Source organism: Dyadobacter sp. (genome assembly GCF_039919315.1).
Lineage (GTDB): Bacteria > Bacteroidota > Bacteroidia > Cytophagales > Spirosomataceae > Dyadobacter.
This window is the reverse complement of the sequence record NZ_JBDSFX010000021.1, coordinates 87866-101751: the sequence shown is the minus strand read 5'-3', so window position 1 is coordinate 101751 and position 13886 is coordinate 87866. Positions and strand designations below refer to the sequence as shown.

Genomic DNA, 13886 nt, shown 5'->3' with positions numbered 1-13886 from the left:
TAATTATCCAGTTCGAAGAATTGCAAATGCATTCAATCAAAACCATCCAATATCTCAAATTTATGAAAAGATTAATTTTTTGTGTGTTGCCAGGTTTCTTCATATTGGCCTGTTCGCCAAAAATGTACGAGAAAACGTCCGATGGTGAAAGTTTTGAAACGCTAACTCAGATCAGTGATTCGGAGAAACCCTCTTTGTATCCGAATGGCGGGGACCTTGGAGAAAATTTGGTATACGTTTCCAGGGAAGAGGATGCATCCTATAATATCTATATGAAAGAAAAGGTTCTTACCAAGGCTGTAATTCAGAAAACGGCCGGTAAAAATATCATACTGAATCCCGCCTATTGTAGTGCAAATAACCGCATCGTATTTCAAACTTTTGATAAGACCAATTTCGATATTTACTATATCGATGCAGCGAAAGGAAAAGCGATTACTCAGGTTACAAACACCGATGACGAAGACGAATACAATCCTTCATGGTCATCGGATGGAAACCTGATTATTTTTGAGAGAGGTGCTACGCCTAAAACTTACGCCGTTATCAATCAAAGGACAAGTAAAGCTGCTGGTGGTGTTTCTGTTAAGAAAAATCAAATCTGGATAAAGGATTTAAAAACCAAAGAATTGAAAATGATCGGCGAAGGGAGCTTTCCTAAGTTTTCAGCCGACAGTAAAAATATTGTTTTTGTCAAGTACGATCTGGATAAAAGCAGGTCAAAAGAAACCGGCACAATTTGGATCATGTCAACCGAAGGTGACTCGCCACGGCAAATTACAGATGTGAATTTGGGATATGCAACCAATCCCAACTGGAGCCCCGATGGGAAAAATGTCATTTTCCAACTAACCAAGAAAAACAAGCAAGATTCCGATATATATGTAGTCGATACTAATGGTGAAAATCTACGGCAGTACACCCTTAATAAATCCAGTGATTTCGCCCCTTACTGGTCAGTAGACGATTACATTTATTTCAGTTCAGACCGGGGTGCCAAGGTATCCAAATATCAGATTTGGAGATTTAAAATGAAGAAATAGATTTAAGCAAAATTAGATAGAGCCTATTATGAAAAAATTATACTTTCTGATTGTTGGTCTGCTTTGTTACACATTTTCGCTGGCTCAGGGGCAGGGAGAAGAGAGTATTTACTTCGCGACAGGGACCAAAATCAAAGGCAGAATTGAATCAGCCGACGATGAAAAAATAAACACAATTCTTGAAAACGGAAGCCGCTATGTCGGTTTGAGAGATAAATTTGTCATTTTCTTCAGTAAGTCAGGAGACTACTTAACCGAAAAAAATATTTCCAAAGATCCAGCCAAAGCACAGATTGAAATTCAGGAATTCTATTCCGCAACATCTGCTACAAGACCGTTGAACGACATACTATTTAAAGCATCTCCCAAAGAAGTAATAGCCTGTAGTATTAGCAATGAGTTAGAGGAAGTTGTTAATTATCTTACCCTGGATGGCAAATCGGCGTCTATCAATAAAGAGAATTTGTTTGCAATACTACGTCGCAATGGAACGCACGAAATGCTTCGGGACCTACCGGAAGTAGCTGATAATTTATCAGTTATGAAAAAGGACTTTACAAGAGTCAGGACACAGGAAAAGAAAACTGAACCGATTCCGGTCCCCGTCGTGAGACCGGCGGCAACGACTGCCGCGATTCCCGAAGCCAGGCCCACTGAAACCGCGGCTGTTCCAGAAAGAGAAAAGAAAAGACTTACGTCAGATGAACAAAAAACATACATGGCAAAGTCCGAAGATAAGATGCTCGAACTGGCGGCGCTACTCAATAACATTGTGGATACTAGAAGAAGCAGAAGCGAAAAAGATAAGGCAATTCAAAAGGCCGTCAAAATGTTTGTAAAAGACGCAACTGTGGAAGTCTCAGCAGTAAACAACCCAAATAGCAAAACCAAACGAAATGTGGAAGAGTACCTTACCAGATTAAGCCGACTAAATTATTCAAAAGTTAATATTACTTACGCTGAAATCAATTTTGTGCAGGAATTTGAGCCAGATGATCAAGGCAACTTCTGGGGTATAGCGGAATATTCTCAAACTTTTTCAACTAATAATTTTCAGGATTTGACGCAAAAACGTCAGAAAATAAAGCTTCAACCATATGAAAAAACAGTTGCCGGGCTTAGACAGGACAAATTTGAAGTTTTGATGGGGAATATTTCTATCAATGTAAGTCAATAACGGATGCACAGGCGACTTTTAATATTAATTATATTCTTAGTCCAGATGCCAAATGCATGGGGTCAATGTTTTACGTTTAATGGTATTGTCTTCAATGCGGTTGACAATAAACCCATCAGCGCCAGTTTCAGTGTCAGAACCGAGAGCCGAAAGCTAGCGATCGGCAAAAGTAATGAGAAGGGAACATTTTCACTTCAGGCACCATGTGACATCACTACGCTTGTGGTGGAAAAGCAGGGATTTCGGACTGTGTCCATGCCGGTAACAGGGAAGGATGGAAAATATTTTTTTGAGCTAAGCTTATTTCCGGTAGACAAACAAACTAACGATCGTCCTTACTTCCAGTCAGAGCAAAAAGATCTGGTACTCAATAATTCAGACTCATCTAAAATTGACAAAAAAGTAACGAGACTTTTTAAGTTGGTCGATGTCCAAACCAGGGAAAATATCGAAGGTGAAATTTGTCTTTACTATACAAAAAGCGGGGCGAAAAATTGCTTCGTTTCGGGGACAAAGACTCAGTCAAAAGAATCAAAAATAACTTTTACTCATGAAGATATTATTGGCTTAGTAGCCACCGTGAATGGTTACCAGCCGTACAATGGAAATTTAATTATAGATCGTATTGACAACAGCAGCTCCATATATGAAATAGCTATGAGCAAAGTGACCTCAATTCTGGCATTTTCCATTGATCCAATCGACATTAACTACAAATACAAAACCGAGATTCTGGAAGAACAAGGAAAGAAACTAACTGCAAAAATGCTCGATATGTCGCATGGTTTTGCAACAATAAAACCGGGTGCACAACACAAGATTACGGTTACTTCCAATATTCGTAACAGTAAACCGTTTTCTTCCACTCTCCCATCAACCAATGGACTTCTCCTTGTCAAGCTTGTGCTGCCTGAGCACCAGACGGCTACACAAACTTTAATAACACCTCCGGCTCGTCCACAATCCCCTGGTATTGAACCCACTACATTTGTCGCTTCAATCGGGAGAACCATATACTTTGACCAAAGCAGTTATGAGCTCAGGCAAGAATCTAAACAGACGTTGGACTCTCTTGCTATCTGGTTGTTGCAAAATCCCGAATCTAAAATAGAAATCATTGGGCACACAGATAATATCGGAGATCGAACCAGGAACATGACGCTCTCCGAATACCGTTCGAAGGTTACTACTAATTATCTTGTGAGCCATGGAGCCTCTAAAAATCAGTTGCAATGGAAGGCGAGAGGTGGCGAACAACCTGAATTTTCAAACGATGAAGAAAAGACCAAGGCTTTAAACCGTCGTGTCGAGTTAAGGATTTTGAAATAGAGCTAACACTTTGCCAAACCGCGATTAATTATACTATGAAAATTCTCTACTGTGCAACATTAATGTTATTCTTCCATCTCAAAACTCTGGGGCAGGAAACGCTCTATTGGATTAACGGGAGCAACTTCCCCTACAAGCTTACGGCTGCCACGGAGAGCGTTGTAAAAATAGCTGAAGTAAAGGGAGATCGTATTTTAACCAGAAGCGTTCCTAGGGAAAATGTTATCGTAGCATTTAATTCAAAAGGTAATTTCCTGATGGTTTCCCGCCTCAGCCCTGATCCGAAAGAGTCTGATCAGCAGATTCAGGGCTTTTATGACCAACCCGGCTCAGCGTACGATCTTTTAATTTGGGCAAAACCGGTCCAGGTTGTCGAATGCAACATCAGTTACAAAAGTGAATATGTTGTTAACTATACCACAAGGACAGGGCTAGCCGGATCCGTGAACAGAAAAGATCTCGCATTGATCATTTACAAAAACGGTATTCATGATTTTATAACTCCGCCCGCAGAAGCGGCTGAGATACTGGATCGTGCCACTTCGTTAATAGAGAAAGCCAAAGATCCTGGCGCGTTCTCAACCCCCGCTGACTCAGCAAGCCAGGTTGCCGCAATTGATACTTCTAAGCGGCTTTCGAAAATGACGTTAATCGAGACCAAAAGTGCAGAAGGCATTAAGTCAATCAGTGATACCAATACTACTGCTAAGGATTCTCTTAATAAAAATGCGATTATAGAAAGCGAAAAAAGATCCGTAAAGGAATCTGATCAACCTGGACTGTCAGCAGAAGATATCGCTGCGTATAGTGCCAAGGGTATCAAAAAAGTTGATGAGTTTGTTCAGTACCTGAACACAATAACTGACAGAAACATTAGCCCCGACAAAAAAGACGAAGCTATCGAACAGGCGATTGATCTATTCTTATCTGACGCAACTATCGAAGTGACATCGTCAAACAGGCAAGGAAAAAGACGATATCCGATTAAAGACTACCTCACCAGATTGAAATTATTGCCGTATAGTGCGACTAAAATCTCCTGGAATGAAATCAACTACATCAAGGACCTCAAGCAAGAAAGCGACGGGAATTATTATGGATTAATATCTGGTACTCAAACTTTTATGGGATTCGACACAAATAGTCAGGATGTTGTGTACAGTGACATCACCACAAAAAATGTAAAAGTAAAGCTTCGCAGCTATAAAAAATCGTCGGAAGGGCGACAAACCACAAATTGGGAAATTTTACTGGGAAATATAGGTATCAGTGCAAATCCATAACTATTAGGTTGCAATCCGTCGGTTCCCAATGATATCGAAAAAGACAAAGAGAGAAATAGAAGAGTGGAGATGAAGATCAAAAAAACTTTTAAACCTTTGGTTGTGCAAAAATCATACGCTTGTTTTCTATTATTGATTTTGATGTTCTCCGCAGCTTTCAAGAATGTACCAACACGTATTTCTTTGAGGCACAATTCTTTATCTACCGAGCTACAAAATCGCCAAATAATATCTGCCCCGAAAGTAAATATTTCGGGTCTTCTGGACACGCTCAGTCAGAAGGACAATAATGAAGTGAAACTATTAGCTAAGCGTAAAGTAGAAAAAGGGCTGAACGATCTGCTCAATACCATTATATTTGAAGATTTGGGGACGTTTGAAAGAAAAGCAATAATGGCCGACAGTTATGGCAATTCGCCCAACAAAGTCTTCTATGATGATAAGGTTATTATTGAAGATGATCTTAATCCAGAATTTACCTCAGCAGCAAACACCACCGACCTACTGGTCAATAAATACCTAAATAATTTCGACCTTTTTTATCCCAAAAGCATTGACAGAACAATTTACTTCTCCGATTTCAAAGTATCCGACTTAAAAAAATCGGAGTACTATTATGTAAAGGTTTACTTTAAATCCCACTTTAAAGGTCAGCATGTTCAAATCAATATGCCCTATCAGCCCACACAGAGGGTTGCGGAAATAAGGGCAGAAAAAACCGGTAAGAAGTGGACAACCTACATATCGCAGGTCGCCTTTTACGCGGAAAAAGATTCGGTAAATTCACTACTGAACAATGTGGTAATTATCGCTGATACCATACCCAATGTGAGCGACCAACCAATAGCCGCATTATCAAGTGAGGTTGAAATTGGTCGTCAGAAAGAGAGGGAGTCAGAAATAAAAGCGCAGGAAGTTTATAATCAATGGCTCACTAGTGGTGACCAGGCGTTTGCCACCGGAGACTTTGAAAAAGCACTTGAAGCATATACCGAAGCTGAAAAGCTAAACGTGTACGAGGACCTGCTGCCAAGAAGAAAGATATACCAGGTAAAAAGGGCATTCGAGAAAGGAAAGCAAACCCAGGCCGAACTGATAAGTCAATACTTGGCAAAAGCTTCCATTGCTGAGAAAAAACGAAACTACAAAGAAGCAATTACCTATTATAAAAAAGTTCAGGATGCTAAACCTGACTCTACGGCACTTAGAGAAACAATTAAATTGCTAAATCAAAAATCCAGTGTTAAAACTGAACTCGACGAAAAATACAATTCAGGAAAGTATGCAGAAGTAATTAAAGATTATTCGCGCATTTTGAAAATCGAAAAGGATAATTCAGATTACTATTTGGGCAGAGGTCTGGCTTATGTTATGAACGATGACATAGACAAAGCTTTGAAAGATTTCAATAAAGCAATAGAACTGGATTATGCGAACCTCGCTGCTTTACGTGCACGGATTGAGCTCTTTACAATAAAGAAAGACTACCCGAAGGCGATTGCCGACTTGACAAGTTATTTGAACATTGATAACACTTCCAACGAAATGCTGACAAAGCGCGCAAAGCTTCGCATCATGACGCGTAACACACCGGGAGCTTTTGAAGATTATAACCAGGCTGTCCAGCTAGCTCCCGGCAATGCTTTATATTATCATAATCGCGGTTTGCTGTATTTCGATTCTAACGAGCTCTCAACGGCCGTCCTTGATTTTTCGTCCGCCATTGAGCGAGATACGCAAATGGCAGAATCTTACTACTACCGGGGCTTGTGTCAAGTAAAACTTCATAAAATTCCGGATGCAGGAAACGATTTTGCTCGCCTTCGAAAGTTAGCAATGACACCTAACCAGGACGAGCAGATATCCACTATTGCCCTTTCGTTCTTCAAAGAGGGCAATAATCGACTGACTACTATGGAATTCTCAACAGCCATAGAGCAATTCAACAACGCGATCCACATCAAACCAACCATTTCAGACTTCTGGTTTCAAAAAGCTCGGGGACATCTTTATGCTGGCGATTCCACTTCCGCGCTTGAGTCTTTTCAAGCAGCAATACATCACAATGCCCAATTTGCAGAGGCATTTTTAGAAAGAGCCAAATTGTGGTTTTCATTAGGGAAATATGAAAAGGCAGCGACTGATTTTAACCGCTCGTACCAAATTTCATCAGTGCTGTATGAGGCAAACGCGGGAGAAGGCAATGCGTATTTTGAGCTCAAACAGTACGAAAAGGCCGCAGCTGCATTTGAATTTATCCGATTAAATGAAAAAAAGATCAGCTCAGGCCTATCAGATAGCTTATTCGCAATGGTATATAATCGTCTTGGCCTCAGTTATTTTGCAATTCATCAAAATGAAAAAGCAATAGAAGAGTATGGAAGAGCCATAAACAAACGAGCTAGTCATCCGGAAGCCTTTTTTAACCGAGGCGAAGCCTACGTTGCTGCGGGTAATTTAAAAAAGGCAATAAACGATTACCGGCAAGCCTCAATACTTAGCCAAAAAAATCCCTTGCACTTTTTTAAACTAGGCCAAGCACTTGAAAACGACAAGAGATTTGACGATGCAATCACTGCGTTTTCAGAAGCGATCAAACTTGATACCAATAACATTTGCTGTTTATATCCTGCTATGGTTGAACGAGCGGACAACTACTTTTCACTTAATCGGTTTTCTGAGGCCATCACAGATTACACGGATGCATTCAAGATGGATACTGCCACAAAATCACCAGCGGCACTACTAAATGCCGGAACGGCTTTGATAAAGACAAACCGCCCTGCCGAAGCTATCAAAACGATATCACAAATCAATAGCAGGGATGAGATGAGGGGACAAGTCAATTATGTAATGGCATGCGCTTTTGTACAACAACGAAGACCCGACGAAGCACTTAAATGGTTCGAAAAATCGTTTACGACCGGCCTGATCACCAAAGCGTATTTGCGCAAGGACAAATTATTGGACGGCATTGACAAGGCATTCTCTAACACAGCTGCATTTAAAGAGTTGGTCAACCGGAATATTGTGAGGTAAATGTGACGTGGCTCCGTTTTGGTTTACACTTTTGCGGGTGAGTAAATAATTAAAACTTCAATTCTCATCCGGTTTGCCGGTTATATTCGGCCTCAAAAGCTGCTGGATTTAGATAGTTCAATGACGAATGCAGCCTCCTAGTATTGTAATATCCATCAATGTATTCAAATAAAACAGACTTTAATTTCTCAATGCTTTCGTAACCGCCTTTTGGCATATCTAATTCGGCTTTCATCCTGCTCCAAAATGATTCAGCCCAGGCATTGTCGTACGGATCATCGGCGCGGGACATACTCTGTCTGAGCTTGAAAGTTTTGATCACTTTCTTCATTTTTCGTGACAAATATTGTCCGCCGCGATCCGAGTGCACAATCATTCCGCGTTTGGCCCGTCGTCTTAAAAGCGCCCTCACCAAGGGTTCCCTGACAAGACTTTCTTCCATATTGTCTGCTAACTGCCAGCCAACGATCTGCCTGGAATATAAATCCATCCAGGTGCACAAGTAGGCCCATTTTCCGCCCTTTAAGGGCATGTAAGTAATATCTGATGTCCAAACTGCATTGGGCCGACTTGGCTTTGGCTGATCAGGTAGCAGGTTCCGACAAACTCGTTTCCCGTGCTTGCTATCTGTCGTCCTCGGAATAAACTTTGGCGGCTGAATAGCTCTCAGACCTTCTTTTTGCATGATTTCAGCGACTTTTCGACGACCAATCCTAATACCTTTTTGTTTCAGGGATTCTTTGATTCGTCTGCTGCCGTATCGCTTCAAATTGCGGATAAACTCGATCCGTATCTCATGCTTAGGACGGTTATATTTTTGTCCGCATTATGACTTTCTCCTCGCCGATAACGATAATAAGCGGTTCTGCTAACCTCGAAAAGAGAGCATAGGTGGCTTACTTTATCTGCTTTTGAAAGCGAGAATATTAAGTCATAGACGTCCTTCAGTCGGACTTGCTGAAAAGACCTAACGCCTTTTTTAAGATCTCACGGTCGGTTTTAAGACGTTCATTTTCCGCTCGTAGCCTAGCATTTTCAGCAGCCAGTTTTCCAGCATTGCTGTCCTCATTTTGCCCGTTCTTTGTTTTTGTCTTCATAGTTGCCATTCTCTTCCAACGATATAGAAGATTCTCAGCAATTCCAAACGTCTCTGAGATTTCCTTGGCGCTCCTTCCTGAGGCCAACATTCTGGTTACCTCCTGCTTAAAATCAGCGTCATAACTCTTTCGGGTCTTGATACCTTTCTGAACTCCCATTTCGCATCATGTTGTGCAAAAATGTGTGCCGCTTTTTGGAACCACCTCAATGTTCCATGTTGCACGCTATTAAGTTCTGTCATCTTATATGATTTGATATGTGCTCAAGAAACTGATAAGCTCCATCATGTCGCTCATATCCATTTTCCTTAGCATGTTTTGCCGGTGCGTGTTGACAGTGTGGGTACTCAGGAACAGTTTCTGAGCGATTCCATGGCTTGAGATTTTTTGACCAACGAGCTTGGCTATCTCGAGCTCTCGTTCGCTTAATAATTCCAATCGCATGTATTCGCCTGTTTCACTGTCTACTTTATAAATCAAATTTTCTTTCCCGTCGGTTAATCTCAGATGCTGGGTGTCGCCCCGTTTTAAATGGGAAATGTCCGAAATCAACCCTAGAAGAAAAAGTATGTTTCCGTCGGCGTCCCTTTTCAAGGCGGAGCTTTCGTGCAAGATCCTCCTAGACGTACCTTCGGGGCGTACCATTCTGAAATCAAAAAACGCTTTGAATGAAGCGATATCCGCCCCTGGCACATATTGATTTAGAAGTGCTGACATTTTTTCGACACCCGCATAATCCTTGGACGGTAATTTGGACATAAAAAAACTAACCCCTCCTTTTTGAAAATCATCACCACTCCATCCGGTAACCGCAAGCGGATCACCAAAAGTACGAAGATATTTCATCGTCCTCAGATCAATCACTGCTAACGAAGCTTTTCTAATCCGAAGTGTTTCTTCGAGTAAAGGATTGTTTTGGACGATTTGATCCATCTGTCGAATTTCAGATTCAATTAAATCAGACTTCCAAATTTTCCTTAAAAGGGATAGGTCAATGAGTGAATTTTCGGGCAAAGTCATAGTGAATAGAATAAGTACATAAGCACTATAATAAATCGAATTTGTTTGGTTACCCAAACTTTGGAAAATTTTATTCGACATCCCCAAGCAGCCGACGAGATTTATTCGGCAAAGCGGTATGTTTTCGCATAAACACCTCATAAACTTAAACTTTTTATTTTACCAGGAATTCAGCGAGGGATTGAAACGAGCACGTCAATCATTTGCTAGCCAAGTAGTTCAACTCTTAAACAAGTATCGATCCATGATTCACGACTCATATTGCATTTGCTCACATTGACAAGGATTCAAAGTATTAATTTACAGCGAGTTAACCGTCGATTGTCGGTTAACTCGCTGTAAAAACTCAATAATCAGCAAACACATATCCATCCACTTCAGTATACCCTTCTAAAAACAAATCCCTCGCAAAAGCTTCATAATCAAAATACCGTTCAAGCGTCGCAGGTGCATCAGCTAGCATAACAGTCTCCTCAACCTACTGATAAACATATTCCAACTTCGCATCCTTCATCGATCCTCCAAAGTACCCGCGGTAGCTCTCCTGAAAACTCTCTGCTTGCTCGTCTAGTAACTTTCCATTACTTGGCCAGTTGCTGATCTGTTCGCTGTAAAGCTTGAAAGCCTCTGCTGTCTCATCATCCATCTTGTCCAGCGCTTGGAAGTATTCAAACGCCTTATCATCCAAGCTGCATTCGGAAATCAAAAAATCCGGAACGTTTTCCCAGTCTTGAAACATGAGTTCTGGATCAAACTCATTCCGATGGTATTCATAACAATCCTGATAAAACTCCTTTGCATCAGCGTAGTTTGTCAGGTCAAACCATTTGCCGAAGAGTGAACCGCTGTTGTACATTCCGTAAGTGCAAACATAAATCCTTGGAGCGTTTTCTGATGATTTCATGATTGAAAGTCTTTAAAGTTACGAGTCCTGGCTTTGTGCTCAGGGCAATCGCTTTCTTCAATCGAAGAAAAAGTGACGGGGCTTGCCCCTTGGGTGCAAAGTCGGAGGGGGTGGCCCAAGCGCGGTTTAAGGAGCGGCTATCGCCGCGGTAAATAGCCGTGGGCGACCAGCCGGAGACTTTGCAGCCGTCACTTTTACTTCGTAACTTTCGTTGCACTGACTGACAAGTGTGCGCGTGGTTTTTGACTCAGGAAAACATATTTCAGCTGCTGCTCTTTTTGACATTCGTTAGATACTTAGTCCTTGTTGTTTGCGACGAGACTTTTTCTTCCGTTTTACAGGCACAAAAGCTTGCGACATATCCATAGCCATTCGCTTATCAAGATTTTGCAATGAATAGTCTTTCCCCAGGTCAGAACCTTTCACTTTCGTCCGATTTTGCATATTGAAAAAGGCGACACCTCTTCCTATATACGTCTTGAATCCGTGGGTTTGCATTTGCTTTCCGAACTCATCGATTGAAGATACCTTAGCTAAAACTTGGTCTACCAAACTCCGGAGGTTGATGATTGCTGAATCCTGCCTTGGCACTTGCTGCTTTCCTTTTTGATTTAAGCTCATGTCAGGAGTTATAGTAAGACCAAGCTCCAATTCCATCCGTCTTGAAAACTCGCCAGTCCGCGTATAGTTTTTAAAATGATCAGCAGTGTTTTTGCCATTGTAATTAATCCGGTTTGCGACAATATGGATGTGCTTATGCTTCGTATCATTGTGCTTGAAGACAAGCATTTGATTTTCCGCAAAACCAAATTCCTTTGCAAACGCTATCGCCAAGGTGGTGAGCTTCTCTTCGGGCGGATCTTCCCCTGGCGGAAAGCTGAACGATTGATGCCAGACATATTTATTAAGGTTTCTATTCTTATCCCTGTTATCCAGCATTTGCTTAGCGAGGTAATCCAAGTCAAGCCTCCCATCCTGCATGTTTTTAATGCCAAGGTGTTGGATGTAGATGAGTTCTCCCCGAACATCGTCAATCGTAACTTCTTTCAATTGTTTTGCTGTCAACTCCTTTTCATAATAGCAGTAGCTCAATATGCCTTTGGCGAAGTTTCCCAAGCCCACTTTTCCAATCATAAGTCGAAACGTTTAAGCATTGCCGTGACCTTCTCTTCAATGATCCTATGCACTTGATCGGGATAATCCGACACATCCGATTTCCATACCCGAAGCTGTCCTGCCAGCTCAGCTGGCTGATAGTAGCTCTCATACTTTGCGAGTAGGTCTTGCACATTACGAAAGATGTTTTCAGTTGTTACGATAATACTGGTCTTATTTTGAGATTCCGGCAGGATCCGCTGAATGTATAGCGTCAACTGCTGCATCCACTCCTGCACATTGTTGAGCGTCTTATGAAATGTCCTGATCTCAAAATCCTCAAATATCCAGAGTGTGATGATTTGTGCAAGTAATCGCACATGCTGACTGCTCTGCATCCATTGCCGACTTTGCATTTGATGATCCTTTGTTTTCAAAACTGCAAGAGATAGAATGCCGCTAAGCTGTTCGAGCGTCCGGATCATCTCCGCTGTTCGTGCGGGCAATGTTTTCTTTTGCGGCCGTTTGATAGGCGTGTCCAGTGCCAGTGTTAAAAAGAATTGGCTTGCTGAAAGTCCGCTCTTTTCGACCAGCTGGTTGATCCCGATTTTTTCGTCTTTGGTTACCCATACAGAAAAGTGGTCCCTTCGCACAACCTTCTCCTCTTTCGGTGGTCTTCCTTTTCTTTTGCTTTCCATCATGTCTGTGATTTACGCTATGAGCCGCGAGGCGAATAGCAGGGGTCCAGGGGTTTTCCCATGGCCAGCCGCCGGGGAGTCGCTTTTTGCGACGTACCGGCGATAGCTGGCTGTGGAAAAACCACCGTGGTTCCCGAAAATATTTGAGTTTGTTCGTCTTTGTTTGAAAATGTTCGAAACCTGTTCTCAGGCTTACAAGGCGTTACTTCCGTCCCAGCGGAATACGCATCTCCTTGCTCTTCTTGTCAAAAACATACTCTCGCCCAATCAACACATCTCCCTTTTTTGCCTGAGGTCGAAGCTTTAAATAGTTGCTGCCATCTTCCTGCACGATTTCTCCATTCTCCATTAAGATACGGTACTGCGGCGCATTCTCATAGGCGTTTACAATCCGGCGACGCTCTTGGTACTCCTCGCCGGTTGATATCAACCAGGAAAACAGACACAATGAAACAATAGCAACAACAGACCACGGAAGACTAGTCGCCAAGCCATAATAGAAAGCTTGCCTTTTGTCGGAAAAATGAACCGGCCGCTGGTTACTTTTAATTGCCGCCGCTGCTTTGTCGATTGCATCAACAGACTGGTCAACATCTGCCTTTATGCGTTCAAAGTGTTCCTCGACCTCTGCAAGCAACAGAGCAGACCAGTCATCGATTTCCTGGGCGTATTTCTGCCCGTACTCAAATTGTGAGATGAATTCGAAGTCCAATTTTTTGATATCGAAATCATCCTCGTTGTACTTCCACTTGATGTACTCCCGCGTGTGTTTTAGAGAAGTCTCATATCGTTCAAGTGTGCCCGCCGCAAAATCGGCCCCTACCAATGCGGAGATCTGATCATTATGTTCCTTGAAAATTGTAAGAATTGTCCTTTTGTCCTCATCTTTTCCAAGGAGCAAATTCTTGATTGCATCCGCGGTGACTTCCTTGTCCGTTTCGAGCAGCGCTTTTTTAGCCTGAAAAACTTTCGCGCTGAGCGAGTCCAAGTAGCTGTTTAATTCCTTAGAATCTTCCTTGTTTCCTGTGGCTCTTCCTGCGCGGATGTTCCATTTCGACGGGTGCCATATTCTTTTTGTGGCAATGTCTCTGGGTTGGCGATTTACGGTGATCCGCATATAAATATGCCTGGTTCCATCTGGACTTTCATTGCGTGGGGTCTTCAAAAAGAAGTTCAACCCGAAGCTTGTTTCTAACATGGT

The 13886-nt window shown here is 42.0% G+C and carries 12 protein-coding genes and 1 pseudogene; 5 read left to right on the top strand and 8 right to left on the bottom strand.

The window, feature by feature from the left end; translation table 11 throughout:
• Positions 1 to 62 precede the first annotated feature (62 nt).
• The 5 genes from ABIO93_RS06145 to ABIO93_RS06125 all read left to right on the top strand — a co-directional run bounded on the left by ABIO93_RS06145 (position 63) and on the right by ABIO93_RS06125 (position 7871).
• Positions 63 to 1043 (top strand): hypothetical protein, encoded by a 981-nt coding sequence (locus ABIO93_RS06145; protein ID WP_348065515.1) that lies wholly within the window; start codon positions 63 to 65, stop codon positions 1041 to 1043.
• A 28-nt stretch (positions 1044 to 1071) separates the two neighbouring features.
• Positions 1072 to 2220: a hypothetical protein gene (locus ABIO93_RS06140; RefSeq protein ID WP_348065513.1), complete on the top strand. Its 1149-nt coding sequence runs from the start codon at positions 1072 to 1074 to the stop codon at positions 2218 to 2220.
• Positions 2221 to 2265: 45 nt separating this feature from the next.
• Positions 2266 to 3549, top strand: a complete 1284-nt coding sequence (locus ABIO93_RS06135; protein WP_348065511.1) for an OmpA family protein — start codon at positions 2266 to 2268, stop codon at positions 3547 to 3549.
• Between the two features lie 35 nt (positions 3550 to 3584).
• Positions 3585 to 4832 carry a hypothetical protein gene (locus tag ABIO93_RS06130; RefSeq protein WP_348065509.1) on the top strand — a complete coding sequence of 416 codons (1248 nt, stop codon included), beginning with the start codon at positions 3585 to 3587 and terminating at the stop codon, positions 4830 to 4832.
• 69 nt (positions 4833 to 4901) lie between these two features.
• Entirely contained in the window at positions 4902 to 7871 is a 2970-nt protein-coding gene (locus ABIO93_RS06125) for a tetratricopeptide repeat protein (protein ID WP_348065507.1), read from the top strand.
• Positions 7872 to 7935: 64 nt separating this feature from the next.
• Here the strand turns inward: ABIO93_RS06125 and ABIO93_RS06120 are convergent, their stop codons facing one another.
• The 8 genes and pseudogenes from ABIO93_RS06120 to ABIO93_RS06085 all read right to left on the bottom strand — a co-directional run bounded on the left by ABIO93_RS06120 (position 7936) and on the right by ABIO93_RS06085 (position 13883).
• A complete protein-coding gene (locus tag ABIO93_RS06120; RefSeq protein ID WP_348065505.1) occupies positions 7936 to 8640 on the bottom strand; it encodes an IS3 family transposase in 705 nt (234 codons plus the stop codon).
• Positions 8641 to 8815: 175 nt separating this feature from the next.
• Positions 8816 to 9127: a transposase gene (locus tag ABIO93_RS06115; RefSeq protein ID WP_348065503.1), complete on the bottom strand. Its 312-nt coding sequence runs from the start codon at positions 9125 to 9127 to the stop codon at positions 8816 to 8818.
• Between the two features lie 84 nt (positions 9128 to 9211).
• A complete protein-coding gene (locus tag ABIO93_RS06110) occupies positions 9212 to 9901 on the bottom strand; it encodes a LuxR C-terminal-related transcriptional regulator (RefSeq protein WP_348065501.1) in 690 nt (229 codons plus the stop codon).
• A 433-nt stretch (positions 9902 to 10334) separates the two neighbouring features.
• Positions 10335 to 10892: pseudogene (locus tag ABIO93_RS06105) on the bottom strand (antirestriction protein ArdA).
• Positions 10893 to 11018: 126 nt separating this feature from the next.
• Positions 11019 to 11177 carry a hypothetical protein gene (locus ABIO93_RS06100; RefSeq protein ID WP_348065499.1) on the bottom strand — a complete coding sequence of 53 codons (159 nt, stop codon included), beginning with the start codon at positions 11175 to 11177 and terminating at the stop codon, positions 11019 to 11021.
• A gap of 3 nt (positions 11178 to 11180) precedes the next feature.
• Positions 11181 to 12026: a relaxase/mobilization nuclease domain-containing protein gene (locus ABIO93_RS06095; protein WP_348065497.1), complete on the bottom strand. Its 846-nt coding sequence runs from the start codon at positions 12024 to 12026 to the stop codon at positions 11181 to 11183.
• On the bottom strand, positions 12023 to 12688 hold the full coding sequence (locus ABIO93_RS06090; RefSeq protein WP_348065495.1) for a hypothetical protein: 666 nt from the start codon (positions 12686 to 12688) through the stop codon (positions 12023 to 12025). The genes ABIO93_RS06095 and ABIO93_RS06090 overlap by 4 nt, the downstream gene beginning before the upstream one ends.
• A 199-nt stretch (positions 12689 to 12887) precedes the next feature.
• On the bottom strand, positions 12888 to 13883 hold the full coding sequence (locus ABIO93_RS06085) for a hypothetical protein (protein WP_348065493.1): 996 nt from the start codon (positions 13881 to 13883) through the stop codon (positions 12888 to 12890).
• Between the last annotated feature and the right edge of the window lie 3 nt (positions 13884 to 13886).

Coding starts and splice junctions, on each gene's coding strand:
- ABIO93_RS06085 (WP_348065493.1), bottom strand. CDS start 13,883: ATGTTAGAAACAAGCTTCGGGTTGAACTTCTTTTTGAAGACCCCACGC.
- ABIO93_RS06100 (WP_348065499.1), bottom strand. CDS start 11,177: ATGTCAAAAAGAGCAGCAGCTGAAATATGTTTTCCTGAGTCAAAAACC.
- ABIO93_RS06110 (WP_348065501.1), bottom strand. CDS start 9,901: ATGGATCAAATCGTCCAAAACAATCCTTTACTCGAAGAAACACTTCGG.
- ABIO93_RS06145 (WP_348065515.1), top strand. CDS start 63: ATGAAAAGATTAATTTTTTGTGTGTTGCCAGGTTTCTTCATATTGGCC.
- ABIO93_RS06125 (WP_348065507.1), top strand. CDS start 4,902: ATGAAGATCAAAAAAACTTTTAAACCTTTGGTTGTGCAAAAATCATAC.
- ABIO93_RS06090 (WP_348065495.1), bottom strand. CDS start 12,688: ATGATGGAAAGCAAAAGAAAAGGAAGACCACCGAAAGAGGAGAAGGTT.
- ABIO93_RS06135 (WP_348065511.1), top strand. CDS start 2,266: ATGCCAAATGCATGGGGTCAATGTTTTACGTTTAATGGTATTGTCTTC.
- ABIO93_RS06140 (WP_348065513.1), top strand. CDS start 1,072: ATGAAAAAATTATACTTTCTGATTGTTGGTCTGCTTTGTTACACATTT.
- ABIO93_RS06130 (WP_348065509.1), top strand. CDS start 3,585: ATGAAAATTCTCTACTGTGCAACATTAATGTTATTCTTCCATCTCAAA.
- ABIO93_RS06095 (WP_348065497.1), bottom strand. CDS start 12,026: ATGATTGGAAAAGTGGGCTTGGGAAACTTCGCCAAAGGCATATTGAGC.
- ABIO93_RS06115 (WP_348065503.1), bottom strand. CDS start 9,127: ATGGGAGTTCAGAAAGGTATCAAGACCCGAAAGAGTTATGACGCTGAT.